This is a genomic window from Agromyces agglutinans (assembly GCF_009647605.1).
Lineage (GTDB): Bacteria > Actinomycetota > Actinomycetes > Actinomycetales > Microbacteriaceae > Agromyces > Agromyces agglutinans.
The window spans coordinates 101,412-117,022 of sequence record NZ_WJIF01000003.1 but is presented as its reverse complement, the minus strand read 5'-3'; the positions used below and the strand labels follow the sequence as shown (position 1 = coordinate 117,022).

Below are 15,611 nucleotides of genomic sequence, written 5' to 3'. Positions count from 1 at the left end.
ACCGAAGTGACAAAGTTCCGGAGATTGGCCGGAGTACCTCTGCCGCGATTGACGCGGACCGGGGGCGCCAAGCGGGCGGCGCAGCCGCCGAGGCATCCACCTGCCCCTTCGCGCAGCGCGCGCTTCCCGCGTGAGCGCACGGGCAGACTCACGGGCGACGGGGCATCCGTTCGATCCTGCCTGCATAGGCCGATCGAGAAGGAGTCTCCGATGCCCACGTACCTCTCACCCGGCGTCTACGTCCAGGAGATCGACGCCGCGACGCGCCCGATCGAAGGCGTCGGCACCGCCGTCGCCGCGTTCATCGGGCTCGCCCCGAAGGGACCGGAGAACCAGCCGACCCTGGTGTCGAACTGGACCCAGTTCGTCGACGAGTTCGGCGGCCTGTACCCCGGCTCGTACCTCGCGTACGCCGTCTACGGCTACTTCCTGAACGGCGGCGGCAACTGCTACGTCGTCCGCATCGGCACGTCGTCGGCCGCCAGCGGCAAGGCCCGCGGGCGCGACGCCAAGGAGGCGCCGAAGGAACCGCAGGAGGTCACGATCGGCGGCTACCGCGTGATCGCGAAGGGCGCGGCGAACGCGAAGCCCGTCAAGGTCGAGATCGGCCCGGCCGACGGCGAGAACCCGCCCGACGACGAGTTCAAGCTCGTCATCATGGTCGACGGCCGCCAGCCCGAGACCTACGGCAACGTCTCCACGAAGTCCGACCGCGAGAACTACGTCGTCACAAAGGTGTCGGCCGAGTCGAAAATGGTCACGCTCGAGGAGGTCGAGGCGCCACCTTCCTCCGCGCCCGCGAAGCCTGCGGTCGGCACGTTCGACCTCGCGATCCCCGAGCCCGCGCCCGAGCCGATCGCGCTCGACAAGATCTCGGCCGCGAACTACGTCGGCGACGCCGCCGACCGCACCGGCTTCAGCGGCCTCGAGGAGGTCGAGGAGGTCACCATGGTGAGCGTCCCCGACCTGATGGCCGCGTTCGAGCAGGGCGCGATCGACCTCGACACCGTCAAGGCGGTGCAGCTGGCGATCATCGCGCACTGCGAGCTGATGGGGGACCGCATGGCGATCCTCGACGCGCCGCCGTCGCTCAGCGCGCAGGAGATCGTCGACTGGCGGCGCAACCAGGCGGGTTACGACTCGAAGTTCGCGACGCTCTACTACCCGTGGGTGCAGGTCATGGACCCGCTCACCGGCACCAACCGGTTCGTGCCGCCGTCGGGCCACATGGCCGGCGTCTGGGCACGCAACGACAGCGAGCGCGGTGTGCACAAGGCGCCCGCGAACGAGGTGATCCGGGGCGCGGTCGCCGTGCAGACGCAACTGACCCGCACCGAGCAGGAGCTGCTGAACCCCATCGGCATCAACGCGATCCGCAACTTCCCGGGCCGTGGCATCCGCGTCTGGGGTGCGCGCACCCTCTCGAGCGACGCAGCCTGGCGCTACGTGAACGTGCGGCGCCTGTTCAACTACCTCGAGAAGTCGATCCTCAACGCCACCCAGTTCGCCGTGTTCGAACCGAACGACCCGGCCCTTTGGGGCAAGCTGCGCCGGTCGATCTCGGCGTTCCTCATCGGCGAGTGGCGCAAGGGCGCCCTGTTCGGCAACACGCCCGAGCAGGCGTTCTTCGTCAAGTGCGACGACGAGACCAACCCGGCCGACGTCATCGACTCGGGCCAGGTCGTCTGCCAGATCGGCGTCGCGCCGGTCAAGCCGGCCGAGTTCGTCATCTTCCAGCTCTCGCAGTTCTCGGGCGGCACGAGCCTGGTCGCCGAGTAGACCGCGCGAGCGGCGCGAACCGCGCCGACCGTGCGAACCGTGCCCTGAGACATCCCACTTCGAACACAGGAGGAAACCATGGCTGACCTGCCCGACCCGATGGACTCATCGCCGGCCAACGCCTTCAAGGTCATCATCGACGGCATCGTGATCCCGAAGGTGATCGAGGTCTCTGGACTGAAGTCCGAGGTCGACAAGATCGAACTCAAGCAGAACACCAACGACGGCAAGTACGTCGTGCGCCAGCTGGTCGGCAGGCCGAAGGCCGGAGAGTTCAGCGTCACACGCGGCCTCACTGGCTCGAAGACCGTCACCGACTGGTTGAAGGTGGTCATGGACGGCGACGTCGCCGGCGCCCGCAAGACCGCCTCGGTCGAGCTGCTCGACTACAAGGGCGAGACGATCAAGACCTACGAGTTCATGAACTGCTGGGTGCGCGTCGTCGAGCTGAATGCGCTGAAGGCCGGTGCGGCCGAGCAGGCGACCGAGAAGTTCACCGTCTGCTACGACGAGTCGAGCGTGAAGTGATGCAACGTGTCATCTCCACACGCGCGAGCACCGACGACGAGAGTCGGGCCGGCGTCGACGAGCCGATGCGCACGGAGTTCGCGTTCGAACTCCCGCGCGGCTTCGTCGACGCCGAGGGCCGGGTGCACCGCCGGGGGGTGATGCGTCTCGCCACCGCACGCGACGAGCTGTTGCCGCTGTACGACGCGCGGGTGCAGGAGAACCCGGCGTACACGACGGTCGTGCTGCTGGGTCGCGTGATCGCGTCGCTCGGCGACCTGCCGAACGTCGACAGCACCGTCGTCGAGAACATGTTCGCCTCGGACGTCGCGTTCCTGCAGGACTTCTACCGGCGTATCAACGCCGAGGGTCACACGCGCATCGCGGTGACCTGCCCGCAGTGCTCCCACCGGTTCACGGCCGACCTCGCGGGCGGGCGCCTGGGGGAATCATGACGTACGCGACCGACCGGCTCCATGCGGAGGTCGCGTACGTCGCCTATCACTTCCACTGGTCGCTCGACGAGATCCTGGATCTGGAGCATCCGCAACGTCAGCGGTACGTGCGGGAGATCGCCGCGATCAACACCCGGATGAGCGAGGAGCGCTGAGGCCATGCGCTGGCCGTGGCAGCGGGATCGCGAGCCGGCGCCGGCTCGCGTAGACGGCCGCGCCCCGGATGCGACGGGCCGGGCGGATGCCCCGAGCCCCGCGGGCTGGGCGCACCTGCCGCCGTTGCAGCGGACGACGGCGACGGCCGCGTCGACCTCGCTGTCGAGCGGGTTCGTCGCGAGCCTGCCGACGCGCGTCGATCCGTCGCTCATGGGTTCCATGGGTCACCTCCTCGATGCGGATGCCCCGGCCGGAACCGTCGCGGCCGACACCGGGTCGCTCGGCGCGCCGGTCGCGGGCGCCGGCGGCGCGCAGGAGTTGGCGCTGCGACCTCCGAACCCGGGACCGACCGGCAGTGCCGCGGTGCAGCGGGCGACGGCGGCGACGAGTGCCGCGCCTTCCGCCGCGCAGGTGCCGGCCGATACCTCGGTACCGGATGCCTCGAGCCTTGCTGCCTCGAGCCTTGCTGCCTCGGACCTTGCTGCCTCGGACCTTGCTGCCTCGGAACCGGATGCCTCGGAACCGGATGTCTCGGCGGCGGCGCTGCCGCTGCCTGCGGTCTCGGCGCCCGAAGCGGCTTCGGTCGACGCGAATTCGGATGCCTCGAACACGAGTGCCCCGAACTCGGATGTCTCGAGCCCGGATGCCGCGGCGCCCACGGCACCGACGGCGCCCGCGGCGCCCGCGGCGCCTGCGGCGTCGCCCATGAACGGAACTGCCGTCCAGCGCAGCACGCTCGGCGGCGAAGCGGCCGTGAGTTCGCTGCCCGACCGATCGGGGTCGAGACCGACCTCCCCGCCGCGCCCCGCTCTCCACCATGACGGCCCCGGTCTGCCGCTCGGCAGGCCGACCGCGTCCGAGCCGGCCGGCGGACGAGCCGGCGCCGATCCTGCTGAGCCGCTCCCACCGGCCGTGCAGCGCACCCCGGAGGGCACCGGTGCCGCGCCGCCTCGAGCAGCCGTGCCCGTGCCACCGCCGCACCGACTGGGCCTCGGTGCGCCCTTGCCGTCGGTGCCGCGCGACGCCGAGTCCCGGCATGCTGCGGACAGCCTGCCGACCGCCCCGACCGCGCCGGACGCGCCGACCGCGCCGGATGCCGTGGACGAGCCCGATTCGTCGGTGCAGCGGCTCGCAGCCGCAGCGTCGAGTGCCGAAGCTTCCGAGCCCGGTGCGGAGACCGCGGGCGAACGCCCGCTCCTCGGCGAGCGCGATCCGGCATCCTCGCTCAGTGCGCCGACGGCGCCCGACGGCGACCGAGCTGGCCCGCGCGAGGCGTCGGCGCCCGGCGGGGCGCTGCCGTTGCAGCGCACCACCGGCCCTTGGGTGCCGAGCGGGAGCGCGAGCCCGAACGCGCATGAGCACACCGATGCGGGCGCCGCGGGCACGGCTGATGCCGAATCCGCGGCCGGCTCGACGGCGGATGCGCCTCCCGACCCATTCGGCGCGGTACCCGACCGGTGGCCGGACCCGGCGGCGGGCACCGTGCGCGCGACGATCGCGACCGAGCAGCTCGGCACCGCCGGCCTCGATGCCGGGCCTGCCGCGCCCGGGACCGCGCCGACAGCGGGGAACCCGCCGACCGCTGGCACCGCTCCTGCCACTGCCCGGCCCGCACCGGAGCACCGCCTGCCGCTGGTCGCCGCACGGATGCTGGAACCCGCGATCGGCCCGGCGATCGGCGCGGCGCCACGGGTGGGGCGAAGCCGATCTGGGCAGGTCGCGCCGTCGGTGACGGTCGCGAGGGTCGTGGCGCCGATGTCCGCGCCGACGACCGCACCTTCGGCTGCGCCATCCGCTGCACCGTCGGTCGGCGGCCGGGCATCCGTGCCGGAAGCACCCCGCGACGAGGTATCCGAGCGCCCGTCGTTCGCCCGCGGGTTGCTCGCCGCGGTGCAGCGCTGGAACCCCTTCGGGGCGGTGCCCGCGATGCCCGCGCTGCCGGCCGTGCCGCAGATGCCCGGCCTCCCGGCCGTCCCCTCGATGCCATCCGTGCCCGGCGCCGACGACCTGGCGATCCCCGACTCGATGCCGCCGCTGCCCGCACTGCCCTCACTGCCATCGCTGCCGTCGACGCCCGGCCAGATGCCGAGCCTGCCCGGGGGGATGCCGTCGCTTCCGGATCATCCCGATCTGCCCGACCTGCCGGCGATGCCGGCGATGCCGGCGTTGCCGGCCCTGCCGACGCTCCCGTCGATGCCGCAGGGCATGCCGTCGCTGCCGCAGGGCATCCCCTCGCTGCCCGGCGCCGGCGCCCTCCCGCTGCCACGCCTCCCGCAGAGCATGCCCGACGCCTCGGCACTCGCCGGGCTCGCCGGCTCACCGGCCGATGCCATGACCACCGCACTCGGGAGCGCGGGCGCCGCGGCATCCACCGCAGACGACGTGCGCGGGGCGAGCGGCACAGGCGACGCGACCGACGCGGCGACCGGAGCGCCCGGCGCGGCGGCGGGCGGCGCCGCCGCCGCGTCGCCCGCGGCGGTCCCGACGTCCGCGGCCGACGTCGAGAAGCTCGCCGCCAGGCTCTACGCGCCGCTCGTGCGACGCCTCAAGTCGGAGCTGCTGCTCGATCGCGAGCGACGCGGCATCCGAATCGACGGACTGTGACGGAAACGAGGTGATCCCGTGATCGACGACCTGCAGACCGCGGTCAGCGTGCGGTACGTGGTGCAACTCGACGAGAAGAACCTCGGCGAGTTCACCGGCTGCGAGGGGCTCGGCGTCGAGGTGGTGCTCGAGACCCGCGAGGAGGGCGGCAACAACACCTTCGTCTGGCAGTTCCCGACCCGGCTGAAGTACCCCAACATCAAGCTCAGCCGGCCCGTCTACGCGGGCTCATCCGACAAGGTCCTGAACTGGATCATCGCCACGACGAGCGGCATGAAGCGCAGCACGGGCACCATCATCGCGAAGACGTCCAACAACACGACCGTCGCGACCTGGTCGATCAACGACGTGATCCCGGTGCGCTGGACGGGGCCGGGGTTCAGCCCCGACCAGCCGAAGGTGCTCACCGAGACGCTCGAGATCGCGCATCACGGATTCCTCGCCACGGGCGCGAAGCACTAGGAGGCCGACATGCCGCTCACCGGGACCGCCGACACGCGCAACCTCACGCCCGCGAAGATCGAGCTGCTCGAGCCGGGGCAGGAGCCGGGCCGCCCCGGTCCGCTCATCAAGGAGCTCAAGTTCCAGCTCAATCCCCGCGAGCTCACCATGGCCAAGACCGCCAAGTGGGAGAAGAAGAACCAGAAGAAGGCGTCGTCGGCGCCGCCGGCCAGCTACCAGGGGCCCGACCCGCAGAAGCTCACGGTCGAGATGTACTTCGACGCGTCGCTCGCGCGCGACAACAGCGTCGTGACCCAGGTCGAGGAGCTGTTCAAGGCGACCGCGCCGACCGAGAAGTCCAAGGGCACGAAGACCCCGTCGCCGCCGTGGGTGCGGTTCATGTGGGGCGGCCTCAGCGGCTTCGTCGGGTACATCACGAGCGTGTCGGCAAAGTACACGCTCTTCGCGCCGTCGGGCCAGCCGCTGCGCGCCGTGTGCACGGTCGCGATGGAGGAGCTCGCGAGCGAGATGGGCAAGCAGAACCCCACCTCTGGCGGCCTCCAGCCGCGGCGGCTGCACGTCGTGCGCGAGGGCGACACGCTCGCCGCGATCGCGTTCCGCGAGTACGGCCGGGCGTCGCTGTGGCGGGCGGTCGCCGACGTGAACGGCATCGACGATCCCATGCGCCTGCGGCCGGGGCGCAGCATCCTGCTGCCGGCCGCCGAGGAGTTCGATGCGCCGCTCGAACCCGTCCGGAGGGAGCTCGCCCGTGCCCTCGGCTGACGTCTACACCAGCGAACTCGTCGTCTCCGTCGCGGGCACGCCGCTCGACGCGGCCGCGTCGTCGCTGCTGGTGCACGGCCGGGTGACGGATGCCGCGAGCCTGCCGGATTCGTTCGACCTCGAGTTCGCCGACGCGAGGGGCGACCTGCTCCAGAAGGCGAAGATCGAGATCGGCACGAAGGTCAGCGTCTCGGTCTCGGAGAACGGGCCCGAACCGACGACGGTGCTCGTCGAGGGCGAGGTGACGGCGCTCGAGCGCGAGGACCTGGGGGGCAGTCTCATCACCCGCGTGCGGGGCCTCGACCCGTCGCACAGGCTGTTCCGGGGGCGCCGCGTGCGCGCGTTCATCGACGTGAAGGTCTCCGACGTCGTGCAGCAGGTCGCGGGCGGGGCGGGCCTGCAGGCGCTCGTGTCGACGACCTCGGGCGTGCACGCCAAGATCAGCCAGGACAACGTGACCGACTGGGTGTTCTTGAAGCGCCTCGCCGATCGCGTCGGGTTCACCTTCTTCGTCGAGCGCGGCCGGCTGCACTTCGAGGCGCCGACGTCGGCGTCCGAGGCGCCCGCCGGCGCGGTCGGCGCGCGCACCGACCCGGTCGTCATCGAGCACGGGCTGAACACGCTGTACCTGCGCTCGACCGTCACGAGCAGCGAGCAGGTGCCCGAGGTCGAGGTGCGCGGCTGGGACCGGAAGGCGAAGCGGGCGGTGGTCGCGAAGGCGCCGGCGAAGACCCGCAGCGCGCAGCTGCCGGTGGATCCGGCGAAGCTGGCCGAGGTGTTCGACAGCCCGCCGTTCGTGCTCTCCGTCGGCGATGGCGACCAGCCGTCGCAGGACGCCCTCGCGAAGGCGATGGCTGAACGCATCGCAGGCGGGTTCGCCGAGCTCGAGGCGGTCGTGCTCGGCTCGGCCAAGCTGCGATCGGGCACCGCCGTGAGCGTACGCGGCTTCGGCTCCCCGTTCGACGGCCGCTACACCGTCACCGAGACCGTGCACGAGTTCTCGGCCGACCTCGGCTACACGACGAAGGTGCACGTGACGAACGCCTCCGACCGGTCGCTGTACGGCATCGCGGCGGGAGCAGCCGGCGGCGCGTCGGGCGCGTCGTCGGGCGCGTCGGCCGGCTCGGCCGGGTTCCGCTACCCCGGGGTGCTGCCCGCGATCGTGACCAAGCACGGCGACTCGAAGGGCTCCGTGGACGCGCGGGGGATGGTCGCGGTGAAGATCCCAGCCCTCTCCGACGACTACGAGAGCAGCTGGGCCCGGCTCGTGCAGCCCGGCGCAGCGGGCAAGCGCGGCGCGGTGGTGGTGCCCGAGGTGGGCGACGAGGTGCTCGTCGCGTTCGAGGGCGGCGAACTCGACCGTCCCTACGTGCTGGGCGGCCTGTTCAACGGCAGCGACCAACCCCTCGACCCGTGGGACGACACGGCGAAGAACGGCAAGGTCGTGCGCCGCACGTTCACGTCGCGCACGGGCATGGTCGTCGAGTTCCTCGAGGACGGCTCGAAGGAGTACGTGCAGATCTCGACCAACACGCGCGCGCAGCGCGTCACGCTGACCCAGAACGGCGAGAAGGGCATCGAGATCATCTCCGAAGGCCCGGTGAAGGTCGTCGCCAAGACGGATGCCACGGTCGAGGCGTCGTCGGGAACCATCAAGCTCACCGGCAAGACGGTCGACATCGAGGCGACGACCGACCTCAAGCTCAAGGGCGGCACGAGCGCCGAACTGGGTGCCGCGAAGGTGACGGTCAAGGCCGACACGGCCGCCGAGCTCTCGGGATCGACGGTCGCGGTCAAGGGCCAGGCCACGGCCGAGATCTCGTCGAGCGGCGCGACGACCGTGCGCGGCTCCCTGGTGAAGATCAACTGACGGGAGCCGGGCAGATGGCACAGGAGTTCGTCGGGCGGGGGTGGGCGTTCCCCGTGCGCGCCGACGACGCGGGGCGCATCGCACTCTCGTCGAACGAGCGCGAGATCGAGGAGGCGATCCGGCTCATCCTGGCGACCGCGCCGGGGGAGCGGCCGATGCGGCCCGAGTTCGGCTGCGCCGTGCACGACTACGTGTTCGCCCCGGCCGACGCCGCGACCGCGGGCGCGATCGGCGCGGCCGTGCGATCGGCCCTGCGGTTCTGGGAGCCGCGCATCGAGGTCACGGGGGTCTCGGTGTCGTTCGAGCGCGCCGACGACGGATGCCTCCTGATCGACATCGGCTACGTGATCCTCGGCACGAACGACCCCCGCAACCTCGTCTTCCCGTTCTACGTCATTCCCCGTGAGGAGTCCGAGGTGCCGTCATGACCCTGCCAACGCCCAACCTGGACGACCGGAGGTTCCAGGACCTCGTCGACGACGCGAAGCGGCTCATCGCGCTGCGCTGCCCCGAGTGGAGCGACCACAACGTCTCCGACCCGGGCGTCACCCTCATCGAGGCCTTCGCCTTCATGACCGACGAGCTGCTGTACCGCCTCAACCGCGTGCCCGACAAGTTGTACCTCAGCTTCCTCGAGCTGCTCGGGGTCGAGCTGTTCCCGCCGAGCGCCGCGACCGCCGACGTCGTGATGTGGCTCTCCGCGCCGATGCCCGAGCCGGTCGTGGTGCCCGCCCGGACCGAGGTCGGCACGCCGCGGACCGAGGATCGCGCCTCGATCGTGTTCTCGACCGTCGAGGAGCTCGTGATCCCGCCCCGATCGGCCGACCTCGTCGGCACGGCGCCGGCCGACGGCGAGGCGTGGGCGGGCCGTGCGTCGCTCAAGGACGGCCCGATCGACGCGTTCGCGCAGACGCCGGCGATCGGCGACGCGCTCATCGTCGGGCTCTCCGAGCCGTCGGGCGGGCTGGCCGTGTCGCTGGCCATCGACTGCACCGTCCGCGGCGTCGGCGTCGACCCGCTCGACCCGCCCATCGCCTGGGAGGCGTGGACCGGGTCCGCGTGGGCGCCGTGCGATGTCGTCGCCGACGGCACCGGAGGGTTGAATCGCCCGGGCGAGGTCGTACTGATCGTGCCGCGCGGGCACGTGGCATCCGTCGTCGCCGGGGAACGCTCGGCGTGGCTGCGCTGCCGTGTGATCGAGGTGCCCGAGGGCACGCCGACGTACTCGGCGTCGCCGCTGGTGCGCTCGGCGTCGGCCGAGACGGTCGGCGGTGTCGTGGCCGCGGTGCACGCGGCGACGGTGCTCGACGAGGTGCTCGGGCTCTCCGAGGGGGTGCCCGGGCAGGAGTTCCCGCTCGAGGGGCGGCCCGTGCTCGACGACGGCGAGCCGTTCGTCGTCGAGGTGGGCGGCGGCGGCGACTGGGAGTCGTGGACCGAGGTCGACTCCTTCGCGGGCTGCGATCCCGCCGACCGGGTCGTGCGGGTCGACCGGACCCGCGGTACGGTCTCGTTCCCGCCCGCCGTGCGCGAACCCGACGGATCGCTCCGCCGGTTCGGCGCCGTGCCGCCCAAGGGCGCGCCGATGCGCATTCCGCGGTACCGGCTCGGCGGCGGGACGGCGGGAAACATCTCGGCGGGGGCGCTGAGCGTGCTCCGCTCGACGGTGCCGTTCGTCAGCGGCACGGTCAATCGGCGGGCAGCGCACGACGGCAGCGACGGCGAGACCATCGACGAGGCCCGCGTGCGCGGCCCGCTCGCGGTGCGCACGCGCGATCGCGCCGTGACCGCCGAGGACTACGAGCACCTCGCCCGGAGCGCCGCGCCCGGCATCGCACGCGCCCATTGCGTGCCCGCGGCCGACGCCGTGAACGGCGCCCGGCTGCTCGTCGTGCCGTCGGTGTCGGGCGACGCCGAGGGGCGGCTCGCGTTCGCCGACCTGCTGCCCTCGGAGGAACTGCTGCAGGCGATCTCCGACGACCTCGACGCCCGGCGCCCGGTGGGGGCGCGACTCGTGATCGAGCCGCCGGCGTACCAGGGCATCACGGTCGTCGCGAAGCTGGTCGCACGGCCGCGGGCCTCGGTCGAGGGGTTGCGCGAGCAGGCGCTCGCGGCGCTCTACCGGCACTTCGACCCGATCGTCGGCGGAGCCGACGGCACCGGCTGGCCGTTCGGGCGACCGGTGCTGGCGGGCGAGGTGTACTCGGTGCTGCAGTCGCTGCGCGGCACGGAGCTCGTCGACGAGGTGCTGCTGTTCGGCGCCGACCCCGTCACCGGCAAGCGCGGCGAGCCCGCGCAGCGCATCGTGCTCGATCCCGACGCCCTCGTGTTCAGCTTCGAGCACAAGGTCCGAGTGGTCTCGGGGGTGTGAGATGCGCGGTGCGATCCCAGGCCTCGCCTCGCCGTCGCCGTACCTGACGCGCCTGCCGGCGATCCTGCAGGAGGACGACTTCCTGCAGCGGATGCTGCCGGCCTTCGACGATGCGCTCGCCCCGGTGCTCGGCGTGCTCGACAACCTGGCCGCGTACCTCGACCCGCACCTCGCGCCGGCCGATCACCTCGAATGGCTCGCGAGCTGGGTCGACATCCGGGTCGACGACGCATGGTCGGTGCAGCAGCGCCGCGACATCGTCGCCGGCGCGGTCGCCCTGCACCGGCGTACGGGCACGGCCGCCGGCATCGCCGACGCCGTGCGCCTCGCCGCAGGGCCCGAGTCCTCGGTCGAGGTCGAGGAGTCGGGCGCGACCGCCTGGTCGGCGATGCCCGGGGCGCCGATCCCGGGTTCCGACGAACCGGGGGTGACGGTGACGGTCACGGTGCCGGATGCCTCCGCCGAGGGCTTCGAGGCGAGACTCGCGCGTGTGGTCCGCTCGCTGGTGCCAGCGCACGTGCCGTGCCGGGTGCAGGTGCGGACCCACCGGACGAAGGGCGGCACGGCATGAGCGACGAACGCACCCTCGCGTGCCCGGCGTGCGGAACCCTGAACGCCGCCGACGACGACTTCTGCGGCGCCTGCGGCGAGTACCTCGGCTGGGAGGCGAAGGGGGAGGGGGAGGCCGAGCCGGAGCCCGAGCCCGAGCGCGAGCCGGAACCGGTGCTCGCGACCGAGCCGGAACGCGAGCCCGAGCCGGAGCCTGAGCCCGAGCCGGAGCCGGAGCCGGAGCCTGAGCCGGAGCCGGAACCCGAACCCCGGCCGGAGCTCGAGGTCGAGCCCGAGCCGGAACCCGAGCCGGAGCCCGAGCCGGAAGCCGAGCCGGAAGCCGAGCCCGAGCCGGAACCCGAGCCCGGCCCCGAGCCCGAGCCCGCGCGAGACCCCGAGCCCGCGGGCATCCCCGTCGCCGTGGCATCCGTCGCCGTCGCGCAATCGGCGGCGCAGCAGCCCGCCGCCCAACCCGTCGCTCAGCGTCCGACGGCACAGCAGCCAACAGCACAGCGCCCGACGGCGCAGCCGGCCGCGCGCAAACCCGCCGACGCACCGCGCCGCCAGCCGCCGAAGCGTCGCGCCGCCCGGGCGGAGGATGCCCCGCGCCCGGGAGAGATCGTCTGCCCGGCCTGCGGCGCCGGCAACACGCCCGACCGCCATTTCTGCCGGCGCTGCGCGACGCAACTGGATGCCTCGGCCATGCCCGTGCTCGCACCGTCGGCGCAGCCCGAGGCCGGCGCCCGCCCGCTCGTGCGCACGCGCCGGTTCCGCCCGGCCTGGGTGGTGGTTCCCGCCGTCGTGCTCGCGCTCGCCGCGGTCGCCTGGTTCGCGCGCGGCTGGATCGGCGAGACCGCGGCCGCGTTCATCGACCGCGTGGCGGCGGCGACGCCCGTGAGTCCGGTGAGCATCGTCGCCTCGAGCTCGGCGGAGGGGCGGCCGCCCGAATCCGCCTACGACGGCTTCTCCAACACGTCGTGGGCCCCGGCGCCGACCGGTGCCGCACCGGGCGAACATCTCGAGGTCGCGTTCGACGAGCCGTTCCGCCTCGTGTCCATGCAGATGGTGGCCGGGGCATCCGACGATCCGGCCGAGTTCCTCGCCGACGGGCGCCCCGACACGCTGCTCGTCACGATCACGCGTGCCGACGGCTCGGTCGTCGAGCGCACGATCACGGTCGCCGACCAGCCCGGCTCGCAATCGTGGGACCTCGGGGTCGACGACGTCACCGGCATCCGCCTGACCGTGGGAACCGCGCACGGCGCGACCGACCAGACGCGCGTCGCGGTCGCCGAACTCGGCTTCAGAGGCCGCTGACGCGCGGTCAGTCGACGCCGAGCGCGACCCGCATCCGCCGGTACCCCTGCTCGGCGCGCCGGGTGGCGACCACGTCGCCGGATTCGCGGTGCACGGCGAGCAGCGCCCGCCAGGATGCGTCGTGCCACGGGTCGATCTCGATACCGCGCGTCGCGGCATCCAGTGCGCCGTGCCGGTCGCCCGAGCGCAGCTCGAGGTGCGCGAGCGCGGCGGCGGCCTCCGACGCGCGGGTCTTGTACCGGTCGCGCGCGCCGACCGCCCACTCGGCCGGGCCGTCCTCGGGAAGCACCTCGCCGACGTAGCGGTGCAGGGCGCGGCGGAGGCCATCGGCGGTGCCCGTGGCATCCCCGCTCCGGCGTGCCGCCGCGGCGCCCTCGAGGTTCGCGTCGAAGTCGGCGAGGTCGCAGTCGCGGCGGTTGGCGAGGCGGAGTTGGTAGGCCTCGCCGTCGCGCGCCACCACCCGGTCGGCGGTGTCGAGGCCGAGCGCGCGCCGCAGGCTCGACACGCTGACGTGCAGCGCGTGCACGGCCGACGTCGGTTCGAGGTCGCGCCAGATCACCTCGGCGATCAGCTCCCGATGCACGGGCGATCCCGCATTCAGCGCGAGCATCCGCAGCACGTTGCGCGCCTGCGGACGCACCCCGCGCAGGTCGAGGTCGCGGCCGTCGACGCGGAGCCGGAACCCGCCGAAGCAGCCGACCGTGATCCTCGGGATGCGTTCGACGACCTCGAGTCGCACCGGCTCGGCCGGCGCTCGCGAGGTGCGTCGGCCGAGCTCGGCGGCGGTCGGCAGCGGCACGGGCAGGCGCGGCATGCCGGCGTCGCGCGCGGCACGACGTGCCGCCGCGAGACGCTCGGGGTCGCCGGAGCGCACGAGGTACGCGGCGTCGATCCACGCGCGCGCGGCCGGCGTCGGCGTGACCAGCGCGGATGCCTCGGCCGCGGCCAGCACGGAGACCGCGTGCGGCTCGTGGTGCTGCGCCGCGAGGTAGGCGGCCGTCGCCGAGGCGACCGCCGCGCCGTCGGCCGCGCCGAGCCTCGAGAGCCGGTCGGCCAGTGCCGCGGCGCGGCGCGACTCCGCGCGCCCGTCGTGCAGTCGCCCGAGCAGCCACGCGGCCTCGACGAAGGCGGCGCCCTCGTCGTCGCCGCGGAGCTCGCACTCCTCGACGACCTCGTGCACGGCGTGCGGTGACGACTCGGGAGCGAGCGCCGCGAGCATGCCGCGGGCCAGACGCGCGATGCCGGGCAGCCCGAGCGCCATGGCTTCCGCCTCGAGATGGCACAGGCTCGCCGCGGTCTCCGCGGCGGAGGCGATCGCGGCCCGCGCGACGACGAGCGCCAGCCGGCATCCGAGTCGAACGTGCGGCGCGGCGGCCGGATCGCGGAGTCGCCGCAGCAGCGCGCGAGTCGCACCGAGTGCGTCGCCCACGAGCAGGCGGTGCGCGGTGGCGCGCGTCGTCGTCGTCGGATCGCCGGCCGATCGGCCGGTCGAGGCGGCGGCCGCTCGAGTCGACGCCGTCGGTCCCACGGATGCCTCCCAGGGCCCGGCCAGCCCGTCGAGTTCGTCGCGCAGCACCGCCGGTATGGTCGCGAACTCGGGCGGCAGGCGATCGAGGCGCAGGGCGTCGAGGCGGCGGCGAGCCGTCACCGGCTCGCGGTCGTCGATCAGGGCGCGAACGGCGAGGAGGTCGGTGACGACGTCCGCCCGTGGCGGCGCCCACGCAGCCGCGCCCGGCGCGGCGATGGCCACCGGGTGCGCACGCAGCACGTCGATCGCGTCGTCCCAGTTCGCGGCGTCGGCGAGCGCGCGTGCGGCATCCGCCGGCGTCAGGAGCTTCGCCGCGTCGGCCGCGAGTGCCGCACGCTCCGAGGCCGGAAGCCGGCCGAACAGGTGGCGCCGGAGCATCCGCGGCAGCTCTCGTGCGCCGTCGGCGCGCAGCCGATGCGGAACCATCCCGTCGTCGAGCGCGCGCAGCAGGGCGCAGCCCGCGGCGCCGCCCAGGAGGTCGATCGCCGATTCAGCGCGCATCGACGGCAGCACGCTCGCGCGCGTGAGCGCCTCGTGCACGATCGGGTCGAGGTCGTCGAGCAGGCCGTCCAGGACCGGGGCGGCCGCGCCGCCCTCGATCGCGGCGACGAGGGCCACGTCCACGGCATCCCGGTCGACGTCGGCGACCGCTCCCGCGAGCGCCACGATCAGGGCGGGGGAGCCGGCGGTCTCGGTCAGCAGCCGCGATGCCGCGGCCGACGACGGTGCCTTGGCCCCGGCCCAGCGGAAGACCGCCGCGACCTCGTCGAGCCGCAGGGCCAGGTCGCGCACGCCGAGCACCGCGGTGCCGCCGTACTCGGCGCGAGCGGTTGCGAACGGGAAGGCCTCCCGAGACGCGAGAATCACGCGTTGCGGGGCATCCACGACGAACCGCTCGAGCACGTCGGCCGCCTCGCACCCCGCGCACCACTGGGCGTCGTCGATGAGCACCGTGCTGGCCTCGGAGCGCGCGGCGATCTCGAGTTCGGCGGCCAACGCGCTCGGGGTGGCGTACCTCGGTCCGAGACGCAACAGGTACGCGCGCGGGTCGGCCGCTTCGGCCCGGGCGATCAGGCTCGACTTGCCCGCGCCGGCGCCGGCGATCAGGAACACCCGGCGGGCGGCCATCCGAGTCTCGAGGCGCGGCCGATCGATGCCGTTCCGAACGGCCTCGATCAAGAATTCCCCTGCGCGTTCCATCGTCCATCCTGCACGTCGAGACACTGCGCTGGGGCCGAAGATAGTCGTGCGGCA

General features: G+C 73.3%; 13 protein-coding genes. 12 read left to right on the top strand and 1 reads right to left on the bottom strand.

What is annotated here, in order from left to right:
* The first annotated feature begins 210 nt into the window (after positions 1–210).
* From GE115_RS06770 to GE115_RS18525, 12 genes are all read left to right on the top strand, one after another.
* Positions 211–1,779 (top strand): phage tail sheath family protein, encoded by a 1,569-nt coding sequence (locus GE115_RS06770; protein WP_153684044.1) that lies wholly within the window; start codon positions 211–213, stop codon positions 1,777–1,779.
* A gap of 78 nt (positions 1,780–1,857) precedes the next feature.
* Positions 1,858–2,307, top strand: coding sequence for a phage tail protein (locus GE115_RS06765; protein WP_153684043.1), 450 nt, complete (start codon positions 1,858–1,860; stop codon positions 2,305–2,307).
* The gene (locus GE115_RS06760; protein ID WP_153684042.1) at positions 2,307–2,741 is read left to right on the top strand and encodes a hypothetical protein; all 435 of its coding nucleotides are present in this window, start codon (positions 2,307–2,309) and stop codon (positions 2,739–2,741) included. The genes GE115_RS06765 and GE115_RS06760 overlap by 1 nt, the downstream gene beginning before the upstream one ends.
* Positions 2,738–2,896, top strand: a complete 159-nt coding sequence (locus GE115_RS06755; RefSeq protein ID WP_153684041.1) for a DUF6760 family protein — start codon at positions 2,738–2,740, stop codon at positions 2,894–2,896. Before GE115_RS06760 ends, GE115_RS06755 begins: the two co-directional genes overlap by 4 nt.
* Positions 2,897–2,900: 4 nt before the next feature.
* A complete protein-coding gene (locus GE115_RS06750) occupies positions 2,901–5,501 on the top strand; it encodes a hypothetical protein (protein ID WP_153684040.1) in 2,601 nt (866 codons plus the stop codon).
* Between the two features lie 18 nt (positions 5,502–5,519).
* Positions 5,520–5,963 carry a phage tail protein gene (locus GE115_RS06745; protein WP_312854969.1) on the top strand — a complete coding sequence of 148 codons (444 nt, stop codon included), beginning with the start codon at positions 5,520–5,522 and terminating at the stop codon, positions 5,961–5,963.
* Between the two features lie 9 nt (positions 5,964–5,972).
* Positions 5,973–6,725 carry a CIS tube protein gene (locus GE115_RS06740; protein WP_153684039.1) on the top strand — a complete coding sequence of 251 codons (753 nt, stop codon included), beginning with the start codon at positions 5,973–5,975 and terminating at the stop codon, positions 6,723–6,725.
* The gene (locus tag GE115_RS06735) at positions 6,712–8,595 is read left to right on the top strand and encodes a VgrG-related protein (RefSeq protein WP_172979750.1); all 1,884 of its coding nucleotides are present in this window, start codon (positions 6,712–6,714) and stop codon (positions 8,593–8,595) included. The genes GE115_RS06740 and GE115_RS06735 overlap by 14 nt, the downstream gene beginning before the upstream one ends.
* Positions 8,596–8,609: 14 nt before the next feature.
* Positions 8,610–9,023 (top strand): gp25 family contractile injection system sheath assembly initiator, encoded by a 414-nt coding sequence (locus GE115_RS06730; protein WP_153684037.1) that lies wholly within the window; start codon positions 8,610–8,612, stop codon positions 9,021–9,023.
* The gene (locus tag GE115_RS06725) at positions 9,020–10,963 is read left to right on the top strand and encodes a putative baseplate assembly protein (protein ID WP_153684036.1); all 1,944 of its coding nucleotides are present in this window, start codon (positions 9,020–9,022) and stop codon (positions 10,961–10,963) included. Before GE115_RS06730 ends, GE115_RS06725 begins: the two co-directional genes overlap by 4 nt.
* 1 nt (position 10,964) lies before the next feature.
* A complete protein-coding gene (locus GE115_RS06720) occupies positions 10,965–11,534 on the top strand; it encodes a phage tail protein (protein ID WP_153684035.1) in 570 nt (189 codons plus the stop codon).
* The gene (locus GE115_RS18525; protein WP_216648779.1) at positions 11,531–12,829 is read left to right on the top strand and encodes a zinc ribbon domain-containing protein; all 1,299 of its coding nucleotides are present in this window, start codon (positions 11,531–11,533) and stop codon (positions 12,827–12,829) included. The genes GE115_RS06720 and GE115_RS18525 overlap by 4 nt, the downstream gene beginning before the upstream one ends.
* Positions 12,830–12,836: 7 nt before the next feature.
* On the opposite strand, the gene GE115_RS06710 is transcribed toward GE115_RS18525, so the two are convergent.
* A complete protein-coding gene (locus tag GE115_RS06710) occupies positions 12,837–15,485 on the bottom strand; it encodes an AfsR/SARP family transcriptional regulator (RefSeq protein WP_153684034.1) in 2,649 nt (882 codons plus the stop codon).
* Between the last annotated feature and the right edge of the window lie 126 nt (positions 15,486–15,611).